Genomic DNA, 20138 nt, shown 5'->3' with positions numbered 1-20138 from the left:
CTGCTCATGTTCAGCAAGAAAGCCCGCAATATTGTGCTGCTCGTGGCCATCGGCGCCCTGCTGGCGGCGATCGGCTACTGGAATGTCAGCCCCGAGAGCTTCCTCGACCAGCCCACGGCCCAGGTCGACGAGAGCGCCATCGACTACTACGCGATCAATGCCCACAGCGTGCAGTTCCTGCCCGACGGCAAGTTGCAGTATGAAATGACCGCCGACAAGGTCGAACACCTGACAGCCACCGAGGTCACACTGGTGACCACGCCAGACCTGCACATGTACCGCGGCACCGAGTATCCGTGGCACGTGCAAAGCGTGCGTGCCGAGGTCAACCCGGACGGCACCGAGGTCGAGCTGATCGACCAGGTGCGCATTGCCCGCACCGACGAAAAGAAGCGTGAAACGATTATCACCAGCTCACGCATGACCGTATTCCCGCAGAAGCAATATGCGCAGACCGAGCAAGCCGTTAGAATCGACGGCGCCGGTGGCACGACCACGGGCAAAGGAATGAAAGCGTATTTGAAAGAAGGCAGGATGGACCTGCTCTCTAACGTAAGAGGACAGTATGAGGCTCGTTAAAACCCTCCCCCTTTTGCTCAGCCTGAGCGCAGCACTGGGAAGCGCGAGCGCCTTCGCACTGCCGACCGACCGTGACCAGCCTATCCGCATCCAGGCCGACAACGCGCACCTGGACGACAAGCAAGGCGTGGCCACCTATACCGGTGACGTCATCATCACCCAAGGTTCGATGATGATCAAAGGCAACACCGTGACCATGACCCGCGCCGCCAACGGCGACATCGACGTGGTCACCTCGGTGGGCAACCTGGCCTACTTCGAACAGCAGCAGAGCACCGCCAAGCCGGACAAGATGAAAGGCTGGGCCGTGACCATTCAGTACCAGGCGCAGAAAGACACGGTGATCCTCACCGACCGCGCCAAGGTCGAGAATGAAGGCAACACCACTGAAGGCGAGAAGATCGTCTACAACACCAAGACCCAGGTTGCGACCGCCGGTCGTGGTGGCAACGTGACTCAACCACGTCAGCGCATCGACATGGTGATCCAGCCGAAGAAGAAGGCCGAGTAAATGGCAACCCTCAAAGCCCAGCACCTGGCCAAGAGCTACAAGGGTCGGCAAGTCGTGCGCGACGTCAGCCTGTCGATCGACAGCGGCCAGATCGTCGGCCTGCTCGGCCCCAACGGCGCCGGCAAGACCACCTGCTTCTACATGATCGTCGGCCTGGTCCAGGCTGAGCAAGGGCGCGTGCTGATCGACAACCTCGATGTCAGCCACCAGCCCATGCACGGTCGCGCGCGTGCCGGCATCGGCTACCTGCCGCAGGAAGCTTCCATTTTCCGCAAGCTGTCGGTGGCCGACAACATCATGGCGATCCTCGAGACCCGCAAGGAGCTCGACCGCGACGGCCGCCGCAAGGAGCTGGAAAGCCTGCTGCAGGAGTTCCACATCAGCCACATTCGCGACAACCTCGGCATGAGCCTCTCGGGTGGCGAACGCCGCCGTGTCGAGATCGCACGCGCCCTGGCGACCGCACCGAAGTTCATCCTGCTCGACGAACCCTTCGCGGGCGTCGACCCGATTTCCGTCGGTGACATCAAGCAGATCATCCATCACCTCAAGGCCAAGGGGATCGGCGTACTGATTACCGACCACAACGTGCGTGAGACCTTGGATATCTGCGAAACCGCCTATATCGTCAATGATGGCCGACTGATCGCCGAAGGCGACGCCGAGACCATCCTGGCCAACGAACTGGTCAAAGAGGTTTACCTGGGTCACGAGTTCCGGCTCTGACCCCGGGACGCACCTGGAGCACTGGCAAATCGACCCTGTCGGGGTTTAAGTTGTTACGGTGCTCTAGGCAAACGCTACAATTTAAGGCATAAAACTTGCTTGAATTTGGCGCTCCGGCGCCCTCGTGTAGTGGATGGCGCATGCGCGCCGGCGAACAAGGTATTAAGCCCCTGCCATGAAACCATCGCTCGTCCTAAAAATGGGCCAGCAACTGACGATGACGCCTCAGTTGCAACAGGCCATCCGCCTCCTCCAGCTCTCGACCCTGGACCTCCAACAGGAAATCCAGGAAGCGCTGGAATCGAACCCGATGCTCGAACGTCAGGAAGACGGCGAGGACTTCGACAACAGCGACCCGATGGCCGATAACGCCGAGAACAAACCGGCCGCCGAAGTCCAGGACAACAGCTTCCAGGAAAGCACCAACAGTGCCGAAAACCTGGAAGACGGCGAGTGGAGCGAGCGAATCCCCAACGAGTTGCCCGTCGATACCGCCTGGGAAGACATCTACCAGACCAGCGCCAGCAGCCTGCCGAGCAACGATGACGACGAGTGGGACTTCACCACCCGCACATCGGCCGGCGAAAGCCTGCAAAGCCACCTGCTGTGGCAGTTGAACCTGGCGCCGATGTCCGACACCGATCGCCTGATCGCCGTCACCCTGATCGACAGCATCAATGGCCAGGGCTACCTCGAAGACACCCTCGAAGAGATCTGCGCCGGTTTCGACCCCGAACTGGATATCGAGCTGGATGAGGTCGAAGCGGTCCTGCACCGCATTCAGCAGTTCGAGCCTGCCGGCATCGCCGCACGCAACCTGGGCGAATGCCTGCTGCTGCAACTGCGCCAGCTACCGGCCAGCACGCCGTGGATGGCCGAGGCCAAACGCCTGGTCACCGACTTCATCGACCTGCTCGGCAGCCGCGACTACAGCCAGCTGATGCGGCGCATGAAGATCAAGGAAGACGAGCTGCGCCAGGTCATCGAACTGGTGCAAAGCCTCAACCCGCGCCCTGGCTCGCAGATCGAATCGAGCGAGCCCGAGTACGTCGTGCCCGACGTCATCGTGCGCAAGGACAGCGACCGTTGGCTGGTGGAGCTTAACCAGGAAGCCATCCCGCGCCTGCGCGTCAACCCGCAGTACGCAGGCTTTGTCCGCCGCGCCGACACCAGCGCCGACAACACCTTCATGCGCAATCAGCTGCAAGAAGCGCGCTGGTTCATCAAGAGCCTGCAAAGCCGCAACGAAACCCTGATGAAAGTGGCCACGCAGATCGTCGAGCATCAGCGCGGCTTCCTCGACCATGGCGACGAAGCGATGAAGCCGTTGGTCCTGCATGACATCGCCGAAGCCGTCGGGATGCACGAGTCGACCATTTCGCGGGTCACCACGCAAAAATACATGCACACGCCCCGCGGCATCTACGAACTGAAATACTTTTTCTCAAGCCACGTCAGCACCGCCGAAGGCGGAGAATGCTCGTCCACAGCGATCCGCGCGATCATCAAGAAACTGGTTGCGGCGGAAAATCAGAAAAAGCCATTGAGTGACAGCAAGATCGCTGGTTTACTGGAGGCACAAGGCATCCAGGTAGCCCGTCGCACCGTCGCCAAGTACCGCGAGTCTCTCGGCATCGCACCGTCGAGCGAGCGCAAGCGACTGATGTAGCACCTGGTATGTGCCACAGCGTTTTTGGGGCAGGTGCAAGACTTGCCTCTTTATGCACGGGCAATAAAGGAGAAGCTGTATGCAAGTCAATATCAGTGGACAGCATGTAGAAGTCACCCAGCCGCTGCGCGATTATGTGCTTGAAAAGCTCGCCCGCGTGGAAAGTCACTTCGACAAGATCACTAACGTGCAGGTCATCATGAAGGTCGAGAAGCTGCAGCAGAAGGTCGAAGCGACCCTGCAGATTCCGGGCGGTGAAGTGGTAGCCAACGCGGAACACGAAGACATGTATGCAGCGATCGACGCCTTGGCCGACAAGCTCGACCGCCAACTGAAAAAACACAAGGAAAAACAGCAAAGCCTGCTGCAAGGTGCAGCTGCCCGCTGATCCCCCTCATCCATGATCCGACTTGAAACCATCCTGACCCCCGGCCGTTCCCTCGTGAACGTGCCGGGCGGCAGTAAGAAGCGCGCCCTCGAAAAGGTCGCCAATCTCATCGCCAACCAAGTGCCAGAACTGGAGATGCAAGACGTCTTCGAAAAACTGGTCGCCCGTGAAAAGCTCGGCTCGACCGGTTTCGGCAACGGCATCGCCATCCCCCACTGCCGACTCGAAGGATGTACCGCCCCGGTCAGCGCATTGCTGCACCTGGAGGCACCGATCGACTACGACGCCATCGATGGCGCGCCTGTGGACCTGCTGTTCGTCCTGCTGGTGCCCGAAGCTGCCACCGATGCGCACCTGGAACTGCTGCGCCAGATCGCCAGCATGCTCGATCGCAAAGAGGTTCGTGATCGCCTGCGTGCCGCCAGCAGTGACGAGGCCCTGTACCAGGTTGTCCTGGACGTACAGAACGAGCACTGAACATGCACCTGATCATCGTCAGCGGCCGGTCCGGCTCCGGCAAGAGCACCGCCCTCGATGTCCTGGAAGACAACGGTTTCTATTGCATCGACAACCTTCCCGCCGGGCTGCTGCCGCAGCTTGCGGAAGATGCCTTGATCAATACCGAGTTGCTGCAACCCAAGGTCGCCGTGTCGATTGACGCGCGCAACCTGCCCAGCCACCTGACGCGTTTCCCCGAGCTGCTCGAAGAGGCCCGTGCCCGGCATATCAAGTGTGATGTGCTGTACCTGGATGCCGACGAAGACACCCTGCTCAAGCGCTTTTCGGAAACCCGTCGGCGCCACCCGCTGACCAATGCCGACCGTTCCTTGGCAGAGGCGATACGCGTTGAAAGCGATATGCTGGGGCCGATCGCCGACCTTGCCGACCTCAAGATCGACACCACCAGCCTCAACCTTTACCAGTTGCGCGACTCGATCAAGCTGCGCCTGCTCAACCAACCAGAGCCTGGCACCGCGTTCCTGGTCGAATCCTTTGGTTTCAAACGTGGTATGCCGGTCGATGCCGACCTGGTGTTCGACGTGCGCTGCCTGCCCAACCCCTACTGGAAGCCCGAATTGCGTGAGCATTCTGGTCTCGAACAACCGGTAATCGACTACCTCGCCGCCCAGCCGGACGTCGAAGAGATGTTCAACGACATTTCCAGCTACCTGCTTAAATGGCTGCCCCGCTTCGCCGCCAGCAACCGCGCCTACGTCACCATCGCCATTGGCTGCACCGGTGGCCATCACCGGTCGGTGTACCTGACCGAACGCCTCGGCACGTTGCTGCAGCAATCCCTGAAAAACGTCCAGGTCCGCCACCGCGACCTCTAGCCCACAGGATCCACCCCACGATGCCCGCCCGCAAAATCACCATCATCAACAAGCTGGGCCTGCATGCCCGGGCGGCGGCCAAGTTCGTCGGCGTGGCCGGGCGCTTTCCCTGCCAGGTCAGGGTAGGCCGCGCGCCAGACAAGCTGGTGGACGGCAAGAGCATCATGGCGGTGATGATGCTCGCGGCAGGCAAAGGCACCGAAGTGCACTTGCTGACCGAGGGCGAACAGGACAACGACGCGCTGGACGCGCTGGTCGAGTTGATCAACAACTACTTCGACGAAGGCGAGTAGGGAACGCTGGGCTTGTCACAACACCTTCAGCGCCTGTGAGATCGAGCGCCGCGCGGGCGGCGCTCGGCCTTACAGGCCCAGACAATCTCCCGCCGAACGGTCGCAACCACGACACAATCATCATGGCGCAATCAATTCAAGACATCGCCGTGTCCATCACCATCATCAGGCAAAAGCCGATACACAACCCCAAACTGGCCAGACGGTGATGCCCATTGCTACGCGACTCGGGGATGATCTCCTGGGTCACCACCAGCAGCATCGCCCCTGCGGCACACGCCAGGCCCAACGGCAACAGCAGTTCGGCAACATTCACCAGCCAGGCACAGATAACCGCTGCCACCGGTTCGACCAGGCCTGAAGCGGCACCAATCAGGAATGCCTTGAAACGCGGCATGCCCGCCCCCGCCAGCACCAGCGCAATCACCAGCCCTTCCGGCACATCCTGCAAAGCGATGCCCATCGCCAAACTGTCGGCATCGGCCATGCCGCCGCCCGCAGACACGCCGATGGCCATGCCTTCAGGAATGTTGTGGGCGATGATGGCGATCACGAACAACCAGATTCGCGCGGCGATCACCGGCTGGTTGTCCGTGCCGACCAAGGCTTCTGGCGAGGCACCGGAGACCTTGAGGTCGACCAGGAACAGGCACAAGGCGCCAAACATCAGGCCAAAGCTGATCAGGCCGCCCGCGCCCCAAGGGCTGAAGCCTATGCCTTGCGCCGCCTCCAGCCCCGGGATGATCAGGGAAAACGCGGTGGCCGCCAGCATCACACCCGCGCCGAAGCCCAGCAGTGTGTCGGCCAGCGCCACCGGCATGTTACGAATCACCAACACCGGTACCGCGCCCAGCGCTGTCCCCAACGCACACAATGCGCCCCCTTCGAGGGCACGCAGCATGCGCGGCTCCAGGCCCAGCCAGGCAATGCCCTGCGCCAGCAGCAATGCTGTGCCCGCCAGCAACAGCAAGGTTCCTATCGCCAGACGAAACAGACGCACGCTGCTGACGGACAACACCTGTGAACGCATACCGGATCGACTCACTTCAAGGCTTCGAGATAACGACGTTCCACTTCCGCCCAGTCGACGACGTTGTAGAAGGCACCGATGTATTCAGGGCGACGGTTCTGGTATTTCAGGTAGTAGGCGTGCTCCCACACGTCCAACCCGAGAATCGGCGTGTTGCCGTGCATCAGCGGGCTGTCCTGGTTACCGCTGCTTTCGACCACTAACGTGTTGCCCGGGGTGACGCTGAGCCAGGCCCAGCCACTGCCAAAGCGGGTCAGCGCTGCTTTGGTGAAGGCGTCCTTGAACGCGTCGAACCCACCCAGCTCGGCCTCGATGGCCTTGGCAACCTGACCGTGTGGCTGGCCGCCGCCGTGTGGCGCCATCACCGTCCAGAACAGCGTGTGGTTGGCGTGGCCGCCGCCTTGGTTGATCACGGCGCCCTGCAGCTTTTCTGGCAGTTGCTTGACCGCGCCTACCAGCTGCTCCACCGGCCATTCGGCCCATTCGGTGCCTTCGATGGCAGCGTTGAGGTTGTTGATGTAGGTCTGGTGGTGCTTGCTGTGGTGAATTTCCATGGTCTGGGCATCGATGTGCGGCTCCAGCGCATCGTAGGCATAAGGCAACGCAGGCAAGGTATGTGGCATATCAATGGATTCCGTAAGCGTGGGTTCTGGGTGTCACGCCTGTTTGCGCGGCCAGCTCGCTGGCGGCGGGGGCGTGACGGTTGAGCAAGCGCTCGGTGCGCGGGTACTGTCCGTACTCGGCAATGAAACTCAGCAATTCGGTGTAGGTGCGTGAACTGTGGCGCAGCGCTGCATTCCGCAGCGCCTGGGGCAAGCGCGCTTCCTGGCTGGCCTGGAGCAGGCGCTGGTGTGCAGAGCACAGGTAGTCGGCGCTCTCGTGCGGCTGGTTCAGGCGCAGGTGCAGGTCGGCCAGGTTGTGGTGAGCGATGACGAACACCGCCACCGCTTCGTCGACGTCATGCCAGCGCTCGAACAGCACCTGGGCCAAGGCCAAGGCTTGCAGGTAGTGTTCCCGGGCATCGACCCATTCACCTTGCTCGAACAGGCGGTTGGCGGTTTCAGTGGTGCGTTTCCAGTGCTGCATGACGTTTCTCCTGAGCGCAATGGCTCGTACGCTCGGCGGTGACGCTGAGTCAGATACCGCCGGCCGTGAGTTTTTCCGGGTCCAGCAGGGCCTCGAGCTGGTCACGCGACAAGTCGGTGTGCTCCAGCGCCACGTCGATGATCGGGCGGCCCTGCTTGTAGGCGGTCTTGGCGATTTCGGCGGCCTTGAGGTAGCCGATGATCGGGTTCAGCGCAGTGACCAGGATCGGGTTGCGCGCCAGCGCCTCTTTGAGCTTGCTTTCATTGACCTTGAAGGTGGCGATGGCCTTGTCGGCCAGCAGGCGGCTGACGTTGGCCATCAGCTCGATGCTTTCCAGCAGGTTGCGGGCAATCACCGGCAACATGACGTTCAGCTCGAAGTTGCCCGACTGCCCGGCGATGGCGATGGTCGCGTCATTGCCGATCACCTGCGCGGCGACCATGGCGGTGGCTTCCGGGATCACTGGGTTGACCTTGCCCGGCATGATCGACGAGCCCGGCTGCAAGCCTTGCAGCTCGATCTCGCCGAGGCCGGCCAAGGGGCCGGAGTTCATCCAGCGCAGGTCGTTGGCGATTTTCATCAGTGCCACGGCGGTGGTCTTGAGCTGGCCGGAAAGGGCCACCGCCGTGTCTTGCGAGCCGATCAGCGCAAACAGGTTTTGCCCGGGGGTGAACTCGACCTGGGTCAGGGCACTCAGCTGACGCGCGAAACCGGCAGCGAACTGTGGATGAGCGTTAATGCCGGTCCCGACGGCGGTACCGCCCTGGGCCAGCGCCTGCAAGCTCGGCAGGGTCGCCTCAATGTGCGCCAGCGCGCCGTTGATTTGCGCCGCCCAGCCGTCGAGCACCTGGCTCATGCGCACGGGCATGGCGTCCATCAGGTGAGTGCGGCCGGTTTTTACAAAGGCGTGCACCTGCACCGACTTGGCCTCGATCACCTGCACCAGGTGCCGCAACGCTGGCAGTAGCTGCTCGTGCAGCGCCAAGGCGGCACTGACATGGATGGTGGTCGGGATGATGTCGTTGCTGCTCTGGCCGCAGTTCACATGGTCGTTGGCATTGACCGCATCACCGAGCACCCGGCTGGCCAGGGTGGCGATCACTTCGTTGGCGTTCATGTTCGAACTGGTGCCGGAACCTGTCTGGAACACGTCCACCGGGAAATGCTGGATAAAATCTTCCGCAAGCAGTTGCTCGACCGCCTTGACGATGGCCTGGCCTTGGTCGGCGGTCACTTGCTCCAGCTCGATGTTGGCCTTGGCCGCTGCCGCCTTGGCCAGCAGCAATGCGCGAATGAACTGGGCCGGCATGCGCTGGCCGCTGATCGGGAAGTTGTCGACCGCGCGCTGTGTCTGGGCGGCATACAGGGCCTCGGCAGGCACCTGAAGCTCACCCATGCTGTCACGCTCGATACGGGTATTACTCATCGTCTAATCCTTGCATCAGTTCATTGGGAGAAATCGAAGGCAGCAGCACGCAGTTGGCCAACTGCAGGGCGTAGGGCTGCCAGCGCTGGTTCTGTTCGCGGCGGTCGAGGTTGCGCAGGTCCAGCAACGGGCGCCAGGCCTGGTCCAGGCACAGGCAGCGCCAATGCCACGGCAGCATGCGGTCGCAGGCGGTATCCAGCAGCAGGCGGAAGGAGGTCAACGCCACCGTCCAGGACGAGGTTTCGGTGCAGCACACCAGGTAACGGCCTTCGGCCAGGTAGTGCTCGATAAGGCGCGGTTCATCGGGCTCGAGCGCGCAGCGAATGCGCCGACTGAGCCAGCGCCAGTTTTCCAAATAGGGCAATTCGTGAAGGACGGATTTCATGAACACCATCGCCAAGCAACTGGGTAATGATATTCATTATTAAGTGATAAATAGAATCACTTCAAGTGCGAATAGACTAAAGCAGTGAGGTCGGACGCATAAAAAAACCCGGCACCAGGGCCGGGTTCTCTAAATCAGTCTGAAACAGGCTGGGCTGTACCGGCCTCCTCGCGGGTAAACCCGCTCCCACAGTACCTGAAGCCAGTCGGTATCCTGTGGGAGCGGGTTTACCCGCGAAGAGGCCAGAGCAGGTTACCTATCAGCTCCCTGCAACCGTCATTCGCTCGATCAGCACCGAGCCCGTATGGATATTGCTGCGTGTCTCTAGATCGTTACCGATCGCGACAATTTGCTGGAACATATCCTTCATGTTCCCGGCGATGGTCACTTCCTGCACCGCATGCTGAATCTCGCCGTTCTCGACCCAGAAACCCGCAGCCCCACGCGAATAATCGCCGGTCACCATGTTCAGGCCATGCCCCATCAGCTCGGTCACCAGCAAGCCACGCCCCATGCGGCGGATCAGGGCAGCCTGGTCTTCGACGCCATGGGTCACATACAAGTTGTGAACACCACCGGAGTTGGCCGTGCTCGGCAGCCCGAGCTTGCGCCCAGAGTAGGTGCCCAGCAGGTACGACACCAACTCACCCTTGTCGACGAACGGTTTGGCATAAGTTGCCAAGCCATCGCCATCGAACGCGGCACTGCCCAAGGCCCGAGGAATATGCGGGCGCTCATCGAGGGTCAGCCAGCTTGGGAACAGGCGCTGGCCGAGTGTGCCTTCAAGGAACGATGACTTGCGGTACAGGTTGCCACCGGAAATCGCCGAAAGGAAGCTGCCGAACAGGCCGCCGGCCAGCTCCGCCGAGAACAGCACCGGCACTTCGCAGGTTGGTACGGGGCGCGCGCCGAGGCGGCTGGCCGCACGCTGGGCCGCGCGCTGGCCGATGCTGCGCGGGTCAGCCAGCAAGTTGCCTTGGCGGTTCACGTCATACCAGTAGTCGCGCTGCATCTGCCCTTCGCCCTCAGCGATCATCACACAGCTCAGGCTGTGCCGGGTCGACGCATAACCACCGATGAATCCGTGGCTGTTGCCGTACACCCGGCACCCTTGATGGGTGTTGAGGGTGGTGCCATCGGCGTTGAGAATGCGGGCATCGGCGTCGAACGCCGCGGCCTCGCAGGCCAAGGCCATCTCGATCGCCTTTTCGGGTTCGATATCCCAGTCGTGATAAAGGTCCAGGTCCGGGATTTCGCGCGCCATCAGCGCGGCATCGGCCAGCCCCGAGCACTCGTCTTCGGAGGTGTGCTTGGCGATGGCCAAGGCTGCGGCAACGGTCTCGCGGATCGCGTCTGGTCCACTCGCGGAGGTGCTGGCCGAGCCTTTGCGCTGGCCGACATAGAGGGTGATGCCAAAGCCTTGGTCACGGTTGAACTCGACCGTTTCGACTTCACGCTGGCGCACCGTGGTGGACAGGCCCTGCTCCAGCGACACCGCAACTTCGCAGGCACTGGCACCCTGGCGACGCGCTTCGGCGATGATCGCTTCGACCTGTTCCTGCAACGCTGGCAGGTCTTTCGGACCTACGCTCTGGACTGCACTCATGGTTCTCTCCACTCAAATTCTGCGTTCGGCGAAGGTCATTCTACGACCGGGCCGGACAAGCGGCCCCCGACTGGTTATCATGGCGGCGATTTCTAGCGGACTGCCACCATGGTTGATTCAAACGACGCCTACGACGGCGAAAAAAGCAAAACCCAGATCAAGCGCGAACTGCATGAACTGGTTGAACTCGGCGAGCGCCTCACTACGCTCAAGGCTGACACCCTGGCACGCCTGCCGTTGACCGACGAGCTACGCAAAGCGTTGGCCGAGGCCAGCAAGCACACAGCTCACGGAGCCCGCAAACGGCACATGTCGTTCGTCGGCAAGCTGATGCGCGTCCAGGACCTGGATGCCATCCATGCCTTGCTCGAACAGATGGACAGCTCGACCCGCCAGTACAACGAACGCTTCCACGGCCTGGAGCGCTGGCGCGACCGGCTCATCGACGGTAATGACGAAGACCTCGAGCGCTTCGTCAACGAATACCCCGACACCGATCGCCAGCAACTGCGCTCGCTGATCCGCCATGCCCAGCACGAAAAAGCGCGGAACAAGCCGCCTGCTGCTGCGCGCAAGGTGTTCAAGTACATCCGCGACCTCGACGAGCTGCAGCGCGGCTTGCGTTGATGCCGTGGGGCCGCGTTGCGGCCCATTCGCAGCGCAAGGCTGCTCCTACAGGGGCATGCGATACCTGTAGGAGCAGCCTTGCGCTGCGAAAGGACCGCAACGCGGTCCCCAACGCCATCACGCGCCAGTACCGCCAACTGTGATCGCATCCAGCTTCAGCGTCGGTTGCCCTACCCCTACCGGCACCGATTGCCCATCCTTGCCGCAGGTCCCGACACCACTGTCCAGGGCCAGGTCATTGCCGACCATCGACACGCGGCTCATCGCCTCCGGTCCGTTACCAATCAGCGTTGCCCCTTTGACCGGCGCAGTAATCTTGCCGTCCTCGATCAGGTACGCCTCACTGGTGGAGAACACGAACTTGCCGCTGGTGATATCCACCTGGCCACCACCAAGGTTGGCGCAGTAGATGCCTTTTTTCACCGAGGCGATGATTTCTTGCGGGTCGCTCTCGCCGGCACGCATGTAGGTGTTGGTCATACGTGGCATCGGCAGATGCGCGTAGGACTCGCGACGGCCGTTGCCGGTCACGGCCATGCCCATCAGGCGGGCGTTCAGCTTGTCCTGCATGTAGCCTTTGAGCACACCGTTTTCGATCAGCGTGGTGCACTCGGTCGGGGTGCCTTCGTCATCCACGCTCAGTGAGCCACGGCGGCCTTCAAGGGTGCCGTCGTCGACGATGGTGCACAGCTTCGACGCCACCTGCTCACCGATGCGGCCACTGAACGCCGAGCTGCCCTTGCGGTTGAAGTCGCCTTCCAGGCCATGGCCTACCGCCTCATGCAACAACACACCCGACCAACCCGAGCCCAGCACCACCGGCAAGGTGCCCGCCGGCGCTGGAATCGCTTCCAGGTTCACCAGCGCCTGGCGCAAGGCCTCACGGGCATAGCCCATGACCTTCTCTTCGGTGAAGAACCGGTAGTCGGTACGCCCGCCACCGCCCTGGCCACCGCGTTCGCGACGGCCATTCTGTTCGACGATGACACTGACGTTGAAACGCACCAGCGGGCGCACGTCGGCGGCCAGGCTGCCATCAGCCGCGGCGATGAGAATGCGCTCCCAGACCCCGGCCATGCTCACGCTGACCTGCTGGATACGCGGGTCCAGCGCACGGGTCGCCGCGTCGACACGCTTGAGCAGGTCGACCTTTTCGGCGCGCGTCAGCACATCCAGCGGGTTGTCCGGAGCATACAGGGCGGTCACATCCTGGCTACGGAACGCCTGTACCGTGCCATTCTGCCCAGCGCGGGAAATCGAACGCGCGGCGCGGGCGGCCGAGGTCAAGGCTTCCAGGTTGATAGCATTGCTGTAGGCGAAGCCGGTCTTTTCACCGGATTGGGCACGTACGCCCACGCCCTGATCCAGGTTGAAGCTGCCCTCTTTGACGATGCCGTCCTCGAGCGCCCAGGTTTCCGAGATCTGGCCCTGGAAATACAAGTCGGCGGCATCGATGCCCGGGCCGGCCAACTCACCCAGCACAGCCTGCAGGCTGTCCAGGGTCAATCCGCCTGGGGCCAGGAGCTGCTCGCTGACGGTGGATAACATCTGGCTCATAGTCACTCCGAGGTGTGCGCAGGCCGCAAGGCGTCCTGCGAGAAAAAGCGCCGGTGCGATACCACCGGCATGCGCGCCCGAATGGACGCTTGTTCGTCAATGTCGCGCTCGGCGAGCAATACCGCTTCGCCCTGCGCCTGCTGCGCAACGATCCGCCCCCAAGGGTCGATGATCGCTGCATGGCCATGGGTTTCCCGTGGCCCTGGATGGGTGCCGCCCTGTGCTGCGGCCAACAGGTAGCACTGGGTCTCGATGGCGCGCGCGCGAATCAGCACGTCCCAGTGCGCCGCCCCCGTCACCGCCGTGAAGGCGGCAGGTGCGGTGATCAGTTCTGCCCCGGCTGCGCGCAATGCGCTGTACAACTCGGGGAAGCGCAGGTCATAGCATACGCTCAAGCCCAGGCGCCCCACCGGGGTATCGGCCACCACCACCTGTGCGCCATGGGCATAATCGTCAGACTCGCGATAACGGCCGCGGTTGTCGGCGACGTCCACGTCGAACAGGTGCAACTTGTCATAGCGCGCGGCCACTTCACCGTCTTCATCGATCAACAACGAGCAGGCATGGGCCTTGGCATCAGGTTGGCCGACCGGTGGCAACGGCAACGTGCCGGCGACAATCCATAACTTGAGGTCGCGCGCCGTGCGTTTCAACCAGGGCAGGATCGGCCCTTCCCCCAAGGCTTCGGCACGCCCGATCGCCGCAGCATCCTTGCGCCCCATCGCAGCGAAGTTCTCTGGCAGCACGGCCAGGCGTGCGCCACCGAGCGCGGCCTGCTCAAGCAGGGCGCCGGCCCGCTGCAGGTTGGCCAGCACGTCGTCCTGGCTGACCATCTGGATCACCGCTGCCTTCATGACTACTCCTGGCGCTATTTCTCGAAAGGTTTCACAAATGTGATTCTAGGCTCTTTCCACGGCCCCTCGACGCGGTAATGCACGCTGGCAAAACGTGAGACCCGGTCGCCGATCAACCGATCCACAAGGAACAGCGCGCCCCCGACCGCTGGAGCACCGACGATCAACGCAGCCAGCGGCAGGTTGTTGGTGACCGGCAGGGTCACCTGCAGGTTGGCATCCACCCGGTCACGGACCATGTCCAAGGTGCCCTCGAGCTCGAAGTTGCTCGAAGGGCCGGTCACCGTAATCGGTTCACGGGTCACGTACACGCCATTACTGGCCACCAGCAGGCCCTTGACCCGGTCATAGGCCAGCCCTTTTTCGAACAGGTCGGAGAAGTCCAGGCGCAGGCGACGACCGATGGAGTTGAAATTGAGCAGGCCGAACACGCGCAAGGCCTGGGCACTGCCTTCGACTTCGACAAACTGGCCGGTACGCAATGCCGCGTCCATGCTCCCAGAGAAGCGGTTCAGGCCCACCCAGGCAGGTGAACCGGGCCAACGGCCATCGACATCCAGGCGGAAATCGCGGCTGGTCACGGTAGGCGCGAACCCCCACGCCTTGAGCACATCGGCCAGGTTTTTGCCATCCAGGCGCCCTTTGTACCAGCTGCTGGTGCTGCCCGGCTGGCCTTCCCAGCCACCGCCGCCATCGATGCGCAGGCCTTTGAAGTCCAGGTCGATATCGTCTGCCGACACGCCGCGCGCGGTTGGGCGCAGCTTGATCGAGGCGCTGCCGAACAGGTCGTCGCCGCGGTAGAGCTTGTCGATGCTCAGGTCCAGCGCAGGTACCTTGCGCGGGTCGAACGAGGCTAACGGGTCAGGCCCTTCCTCGGCCTGGGCCTGGGCCGGGTCGGCCGCCGGCAGGCGCAAGGTCTGCAAGCGAATCGACATGGGCGCGCCCTTGGCATCCGGCACGCGTGCGTTGCCGATGACTTCCTTGCTGTCCAGCCGCAGGTCCCACGCCGGGCCACCCCGGGCCAGGCGTACCACCGCCTGGTTGAGGTCCATGCCGAAGGCCTTCAGTTGGCCAATGCTCAGGTCGACGCTTTGCAGGATCTGCCGCGCACTGCCACCGGGGTCATCACCGCCCAGGCTGGCCACCTTGGCCTGCCACGGGGCCAGGTCGAGTGTTTCCAGTCGCCCACGTACGCGCAAGCCTTGGCCGGCCGGTACTTGTGCCTGGCCCGTGCCCAGCAGCAATTCGCCGCGGCCCTGGGCCAGCTTGTCGGAAGGCGCGGCATAGGCGAAGCGCGCGAGGTCGGCATAACCGGCGTCAATGCGTCGCTCCGAGCCTTGCAGGTTCATGCTGAAACGGCTGTCACGGGTGTCCGCAGCGGCCTTGCCGAAGGGCGCAGGCAAGTCGATGGCAAGGCCCTTGAGTGAGGAATTGACGCTAAGGCTGTTGTCCCGGCTGCCGAGGTTGAGCTGCAACTGATACGGCAAGTCGCCCGAGGCCGGCAAGGCCTGGTTGAATTGCAGCCACTCGGTCAGCGCCTTCAGCGCGACCTGGCCATTGGCGTTGATGCGGGTCTGCATCTGCCCTGGCGCGCCCTCGGCAACGATCTGCGCGGTGACCGGCTTGCCGAACGCCTGCAAGCTGATGTTCTTGCCACTGAGCCCTTTGTCCAAATCGAAGCTGAAGTCGCCTTTCAGGCGGTTCAACTCCAGGCTAGGCGGGGCCACCTTGAGGCGGGCATCAGCGGTGGCGAAGTCCACCTGAACTTTGGGCCGTTCCCCGTGGGCCAGGGGGATATCGAGCTTGACCTTGCCCTTGAGCGGGCCCTCGCCTTCCCAGCCGGCGAAGATCTCGCCCGTGCCGATCGGCGCCTCTTTGAGAATTTTCAGGCCGTCGTCCAGGCTGCCGTCGAAATCGCCATCGAGATACAGGTGGCTGTGCTGGTCACCCTCGACGTGGGGGATATCGACACTGACGTCACTGACCTTGGTGTCGAGCAACAGGCCATGGTGAGCCTTGATGCGCACACCGCTGTCCTCGATCAGCACATCACCGTCCACCTGCTGCACCTGTGGCCAGCCGGGCTGGAAGTCCAATACCGCGTCGCGCACCTTGAAGAACAGGCTGATACTGCGCGCCTCTGGCGCGGCGCCATGGTTCAGCGAGCCTTGGTACTGGAAGTAACCCTCGTCCACGGTGCCTTTGACGATCGCACTGCGCAGCCATTCGTCGAGGGCCGGGCTCAGCACTTCGGGCAGGTACTTGGCCGTGTAGCGGCCATCGCCCTCGGTCAAGCCGACGCGCAGGTCCATGTAGTCCTCGCGGCCCTCTTCGAACAGCAGGCGAATGAGGAAGTCACCGGCGATCTTGCCCTCCTCGCCCAGTACCTTCAGGTAGGGCGCGACGAGGGTGAAGCCTTCTTTGTCGAGGGCCCAGGTCAGGCGCGCATTGGCCTGCTGGTAATGCCAGGGTTTGGCGAAGATCGGGTACAGGTGCAGCATGAACGCATCGGTATCCAGCCGCAGCTCGCCGTGCCCCAGGTCACCACTGACGCTGCCGCTGACATTGCCGGCCGCCGGGGCACCGTGGTATGCGTTGAAACCAACCTTCTCTAGGTTGGCGGCAAACTGCAGGCGCTGGTCGCCTTCGGCTTTGGGCCGCGCCTCCAGGCGCACGTTGCGCAGGGCGCCGGTGACTTTCAGGCCATCAACCACGGCCATGAGGTTGTCCGGCAGCGGTGCCAGGGCATTGATCAACGGGGTCAAAGGGGTGAGGTCGAGGCGGTCGGCCTGCACTTGCCAGCGCTCATCAGCGGGGGCCTGCCCTGGGCGCTGACGTAATTGAAGGTGGGACTCCCAACGGTTCTTGCCGATATTCATGGCCAGGGAATCGACCATCACATCAAAACCTTGCTCGTTGCGCTGGAACCACGCAGACAACGCCAGGTTCTCCACGGTCGCGGCTTTGCGCTCGGCATAAGCGCCTTGTAGCTGGGGCGCATTGAGCCGGACCACGGCTTGCTGCAACTGGCCTTTGCCCCAGTCGACCCAGAACTCGCCACCCGCGCGCAATGCGCTGGCGTGCCACTTGCCCAGCAGGCTCGGCGGCAACCAGCGTGCCCAGTCGCTTTGCGGCAGGCTCAGGTAGGCGGCAACCTGGCCATCGCGCCAGGCCTCGGCCGACGCGCGGCTGCGCAGGTTCAACGCCAGGGGCTGGCCGTCAGGCAGCGTGGCGCGCAGGTCGAGGGCCTGGCGCGAGGCACCGGCCTGCAAGCCCACGCTCACGTAGGTCAAGGTCAGGGGGTCGCGCTGCCAGGGATGCAGGGTTACCTGGCTGTCGAACACATCGATGCGCCCCAGCTGGCGCAGGCGCTGCAGCAACTCGGCGGGGTCGAGCGGGGCATCATCCTTCTTCGGCAGCCCTTCGAGGTTCCAGGCGCCTTGCGCGTCTTCGCGCAGGATCAGTTGCAAGCCACCCAGCTGGATACGTGCCAGGCGCACCTCACGGGAGGTCAGGCTGGCCCAGAGGTCTGGCACCAGCTTGACCTCGTCCAGGCGCAACGCGCCAGCACCTTCGCCCAATTGCAGGTCGCGAACGCGCAGTACAGGCGCAAGCCCGCTCCAGCGGCCCTCCAGGGCACCAACGTGCACCGGCAAGCCCAACGCTTGCTCGGCCTTGTGCTCGACATCGGCCCGGTATTCGGCCACCAGCGGCACCAGTTGCCGGCCAACGCTAACGTACAGCGCCACCAACACCGCCAGCAGCGCGCAAATGCCCAGCCCCCAGCGGGTCGAGGCGACAAGAACGCGGGTCAGACGTCCCATGGCCATGGCCCTCCAGGTCGTTTATCCATGATGGCCCTAAGTGCCGGTTTTGCCAGCCCGGCCATCCTGTGGCGCGTTTCGCGAAACCTCAGAGCAGCACCACATCGTATTGTTCCTGCGAGTACATCGACTCGACCTGGAAGCGGATAGTTCGGCCGATGAAGGTTTCGAGCTCCGCAACGTTGCCGGACTCCTCGTCCAGTAGCCGGTCGACCACCTTCTGATTGGCCAGCACGCGGTAGCCCTCGGCCTGATAGGCACGGGCCTCGCGGAGGATTTCACGGAAGATTTCGTAGCAGATGGTCTCGGGGGTTTTCAGCTTGCCGCGCCCCTGGCAAGCCAAGCACGGCTCGCACAGCACCTGCTCGAGGCTCTCGCGGGTGCGCTTGCGGGTCATCTGCACCAGGCCCAGCTCGGTAATGCCAATGATGTTGGTCTTGGCGTGATCACGCTCGAGCTGTTTTTCCAGGGTGCGCAGCACCTGGCGCTGATGCTCTTCATCTTCCATGTCGATGAAGTCGATGATGATGATGCCGCCGATATTGCGCAGACGCAGTTGCCGGGCAATGGCGGTGGCGGCTTCGAGGTTGGTCTTGAAGATGGTCTCTTCGAGGTTGCGATGGCCGACAAAGGCGCCGGTGTTGACGTCGATGGTGGTCATCGCTTCAGCCGGGTCGACCACCAGGTAGCCACCGGATTTGAGCGGCACCTTGCGCTCCAGGGCGCGCTGGATCTCGTCTTCGACGCCGTACAGGTCAAAGATCGGCCGTTCGCCAGGGTAATGCTCGAGGCGATCGGCGATTTCCGGCATCAGTTCGCCGACGAACTGCGTGGTTTTCTGGAACGTTTCGCGCGAATCGATGCGGATTTTCTCGATCTTCGGGTTGACGAGGTCGCGCAGGGTACGCAGTGCCAGGCCGAGGTCTTCGTAGATTACCGTGGGTGCGCCGCAGCTCTGGATCTGGCTGCCGATCTGCTCCCACAGGCGGCGCAGGTAGCGAATGTCCTGGAGGATTTCTTCAGCGCGCGCGCCTTCGGCGGCAGTACGCAAGATGAAACCACCGGCATCCTTGATGTTCTCGCTGTCCATGCAGCTGCTGACTACCTGCTTGAGGCGATCACGCTCAGCTTCGTCTTCGATCTTCAGGGAAATACCGACATGGCTGCTGCGCGGCATGTACACCAGGTAACGCGAAGGGATCGACAACTGCGTGGTCAGGCGTGCGCCCTTGGTGCCGATCGGGTCTTTGGTCACCTGTACCACCAGGGCCTGGCCTTCATGCACCAGCGCGGTAATGTTCTCTACCGCCGAGCCTTCGCGCTGGGAGATCTCCGAGGCGTGGATGAACGCCGCGCGCTCCAGGCCGATGTCGACGAAGGCCGCCTGCATGCCGGGCAGCACGCGCACCACCTTGCCCTTGTAGATATTGCCGACGATGCCGCGGCGCAGGGTGCGCTCGACGTGCACTTCCTGCAGCACCCCGTTTTCCACCACCGCCACACGTGACTCCATCGGGGTGATGTTGATCAGGATCTCTTCACTCATGGCAGGCTCTCGTCAAAGGTCTTGGATAATGATGGATCGCGTACGCGGTACTGGCTACCGCGGGTTTGTTACCTCTGAAGAAAGCGCGGGCAACTGCCAGCAGGCAATGCCGAACTGGGCCAGCAGATCGGCGGTCTCGCTCAACGGCAAGCCGACCACGGCGGAGTAGCTGCCCGTCAGGGCGGTGACGAATACCGCCGCCAGCCCCTGGATGGCATAGCCACCGGCTTTGTCGGCAGGCTCGCCGCTGGCCCAATAACGGGCAGCTTCATCGGCGCTGATGGTACGAAAACGGACGTTGCTGCTGACGCACAGGCTTTGCCTGCGCTGGCCATCGCTCAGGGCGACAGCCGTCAGCACCTGATGCTCGCGGCCAGACAGGTCGGCCAGCATGGCCAGGGCATGTTCGCGGTTTTCGGGTTTGCCGAGAATACGGCCTTCGAGGACCACCGCCGTATCTGCGCCCAGGACGACAGCCGGGCCCTGGAGGCAGGCCAGGCCAGCCTCTGCCTTGGCCCGGGCAAGGCGCTCGACATAGGCTGCGGCGCCTTCGTCGGCGAGCGGGGTTTCATCGATGGGGGCGCTGACCGCAGTGAACGGTACGCCGATCTGGGTCAGCAATTCACGACGACGTGGCGAGCCAGAGGCCAGGTAAAGCGGGTTCATGTAGACATCTCCCTGTCAGTCGCGGCAACGC

At 62.8% G+C, this 20138-nt stretch carries 20 protein-coding genes; 9 read left to right on the top strand and 11 right to left on the bottom strand.

The window, feature by feature from the left end:
* Window positions 1–6 precede the first annotated feature (6 nt).
* From lptC to HU750_RS00580, 8 genes are all read left to right on the top strand, one after another.
* Complete coding sequence (gene lptC / locus HU750_RS00615) at window positions 7–579, top strand: LPS export ABC transporter periplasmic protein LptC (protein WP_027595609.1); 573 nt, start codon at window positions 7–9, stop codon at window positions 577–579.
* Window positions 566–1090, top strand: coding sequence for a lipopolysaccharide transport periplasmic protein LptA (gene lptA, locus HU750_RS00610; protein ID WP_027595608.1), 525 nt, complete (start codon window positions 566–568; stop codon window positions 1088–1090). The genes lptC and lptA overlap by 14 nt, the downstream gene beginning before the upstream one ends.
* Window positions 1091–1816, top strand: coding sequence for an LPS export ABC transporter ATP-binding protein (gene lptB, locus HU750_RS00605; protein WP_027595607.1), 726 nt, complete (start codon window positions 1091–1093; stop codon window positions 1814–1816).
* A 175-nt stretch (window positions 1817–1991) separates the two neighbouring features.
* Window positions 1992–3485, top strand: a complete 1494-nt coding sequence (locus HU750_RS00600; protein ID WP_027595606.1) for an RNA polymerase factor sigma-54 — start codon at window positions 1992–1994, stop codon at window positions 3483–3485.
* Between the two features lie 79 nt (window positions 3486–3564).
* The gene (hpf, locus tag HU750_RS00595) at window positions 3565–3873 is read left to right on the top strand and encodes a ribosome hibernation-promoting factor, HPF/YfiA family (protein WP_003255135.1); all 309 of its coding nucleotides are present in this window, start codon (window positions 3565–3567) and stop codon (window positions 3871–3873) included.
* Between the two features lie 12 nt (window positions 3874–3885).
* Window positions 3886–4350: a PTS IIA-like nitrogen regulatory protein PtsN gene (gene ptsN, locus HU750_RS00590; RefSeq protein WP_099453000.1), complete on the top strand. Its 465-nt coding sequence runs from the start codon at window positions 3886–3888 to the stop codon at window positions 4348–4350.
* Between the two features lie 2 nt (window positions 4351–4352).
* On the top strand, window positions 4353–5207 hold the full coding sequence (rapZ, locus tag HU750_RS00585; protein WP_027595604.1) for an RNase adapter RapZ: 855 nt from the start codon (window positions 4353–4355) through the stop codon (window positions 5205–5207).
* A 20-nt stretch (window positions 5208–5227) separates the two neighbouring features.
* Window positions 5228–5500: an HPr family phosphocarrier protein gene (locus tag HU750_RS00580; RefSeq protein WP_186675631.1), complete on the top strand. Its 273-nt coding sequence runs from the start codon at window positions 5228–5230 to the stop codon at window positions 5498–5500.
* Between the two features lie 136 nt (window positions 5501–5636).
* On the opposite strand, the gene HU750_RS00575 is transcribed toward HU750_RS00580, so the two are convergent.
* The 6 genes from HU750_RS00575 to pmbA all read right to left on the bottom strand — a co-directional run bounded on the left by HU750_RS00575 (window position 5637) and on the right by pmbA (window position 11033).
* Window positions 5637–6530 carry a ZIP family metal transporter gene (locus HU750_RS00575; RefSeq protein ID WP_027595602.1) on the bottom strand — a complete coding sequence of 298 codons (894 nt, stop codon included), beginning with the start codon at window positions 6528–6530 and terminating at the stop codon, window positions 5637–5639.
* Window positions 6531–6541: 11 nt separating this feature from the next.
* The gene (locus HU750_RS00570) at window positions 6542–7153 is read right to left on the bottom strand and encodes a superoxide dismutase (protein ID WP_186675629.1); all 612 of its coding nucleotides are present in this window, start codon (window positions 7151–7153) and stop codon (window positions 6542–6544) included.
* 1 nt (window position 7154) lies between these two features.
* Complete coding sequence (locus tag HU750_RS00565) at window positions 7155–7616, bottom strand: DUF2753 family protein (protein WP_186675627.1); 462 nt, start codon at window positions 7614–7616, stop codon at window positions 7155–7157.
* 49 nt (window positions 7617–7665) lie between these two features.
* A complete protein-coding gene (locus tag HU750_RS00560; RefSeq protein WP_186675624.1) occupies window positions 7666–9042 on the bottom strand; it encodes a class II fumarate hydratase in 1377 nt (458 codons plus the stop codon).
* Window positions 9035–9436, bottom strand: a complete 402-nt coding sequence (locus HU750_RS00555) for a FagA protein (RefSeq protein WP_186675621.1) — start codon at window positions 9434–9436, stop codon at window positions 9035–9037. The genes HU750_RS00560 and HU750_RS00555 overlap by 8 nt, the downstream gene beginning before the upstream one ends.
* 250 nt (window positions 9437–9686) lie before the next feature.
* Window positions 9687–11033, bottom strand: a complete 1347-nt coding sequence (gene pmbA, locus HU750_RS00550) for a metalloprotease PmbA (protein ID WP_186675618.1) — start codon at window positions 11031–11033, stop codon at window positions 9687–9689.
* A 108-nt stretch (window positions 11034–11141) separates the two neighbouring features.
* Between pmbA and yjgA the strand changes: the two genes are divergently transcribed.
* Window positions 11142–11660, top strand: a complete 519-nt coding sequence (gene yjgA, locus HU750_RS00545; RefSeq protein WP_027595596.1) for a ribosome biogenesis factor YjgA — start codon at window positions 11142–11144, stop codon at window positions 11658–11660.
* A gap of 117 nt (window positions 11661–11777) precedes the next feature.
* On the opposite strand, the gene tldD is transcribed toward yjgA, so the two are convergent.
* The 5 genes from tldD to HU750_RS00520 all read right to left on the bottom strand — a co-directional run bounded on the left by tldD (window position 11778) and on the right by HU750_RS00520 (window position 20107).
* Window positions 11778–13217: a metalloprotease TldD gene (gene tldD, locus HU750_RS00540; protein ID WP_099452990.1), complete on the bottom strand. Its 1440-nt coding sequence runs from the start codon at window positions 13215–13217 to the stop codon at window positions 11778–11780.
* 2 nt (window positions 13218–13219) lie between these two features.
* The gene (locus tag HU750_RS00535) at window positions 13220–14071 is read right to left on the bottom strand and encodes a carbon-nitrogen hydrolase family protein (protein ID WP_027595594.1); all 852 of its coding nucleotides are present in this window, start codon (window positions 14069–14071) and stop codon (window positions 13220–13222) included.
* Window positions 14072–14085: 14 nt separating this feature from the next.
* Window positions 14086–17901 (bottom strand): YhdP family protein, encoded by a 3816-nt coding sequence (locus HU750_RS00530; RefSeq protein ID WP_186675616.1) that lies wholly within the window; start codon window positions 17899–17901, stop codon window positions 14086–14088.
* A gap of 82 nt (window positions 17902–17983) precedes the next feature.
* A complete protein-coding gene (gene rng, locus HU750_RS00525) occupies window positions 17984–19441 on the bottom strand; it encodes a ribonuclease G (protein ID WP_027595592.1) in 1458 nt (485 codons plus the stop codon).
* A gap of 54 nt (window positions 19442–19495) precedes the next feature.
* Complete coding sequence (locus HU750_RS00520; RefSeq protein ID WP_186675612.1) at window positions 19496–20107, bottom strand: Maf family protein; 612 nt, start codon at window positions 20105–20107, stop codon at window positions 19496–19498.
* Between the last annotated feature and the right edge of the window lie 31 nt (window positions 20108–20138).

The organism is Pseudomonas sp. SWRI50 (assembly GCF_014269095.1).
In the GTDB taxonomy this organism is placed as follows: Bacteria; Pseudomonadota; Gammaproteobacteria; order Pseudomonadales; family Pseudomonadaceae; genus Aquipseudomonas; species Aquipseudomonas kermanshahensis.
Note: the sequence above shows the minus strand (reverse complement) of the source record. Positions and strands in the feature narration are given on the sequence as shown.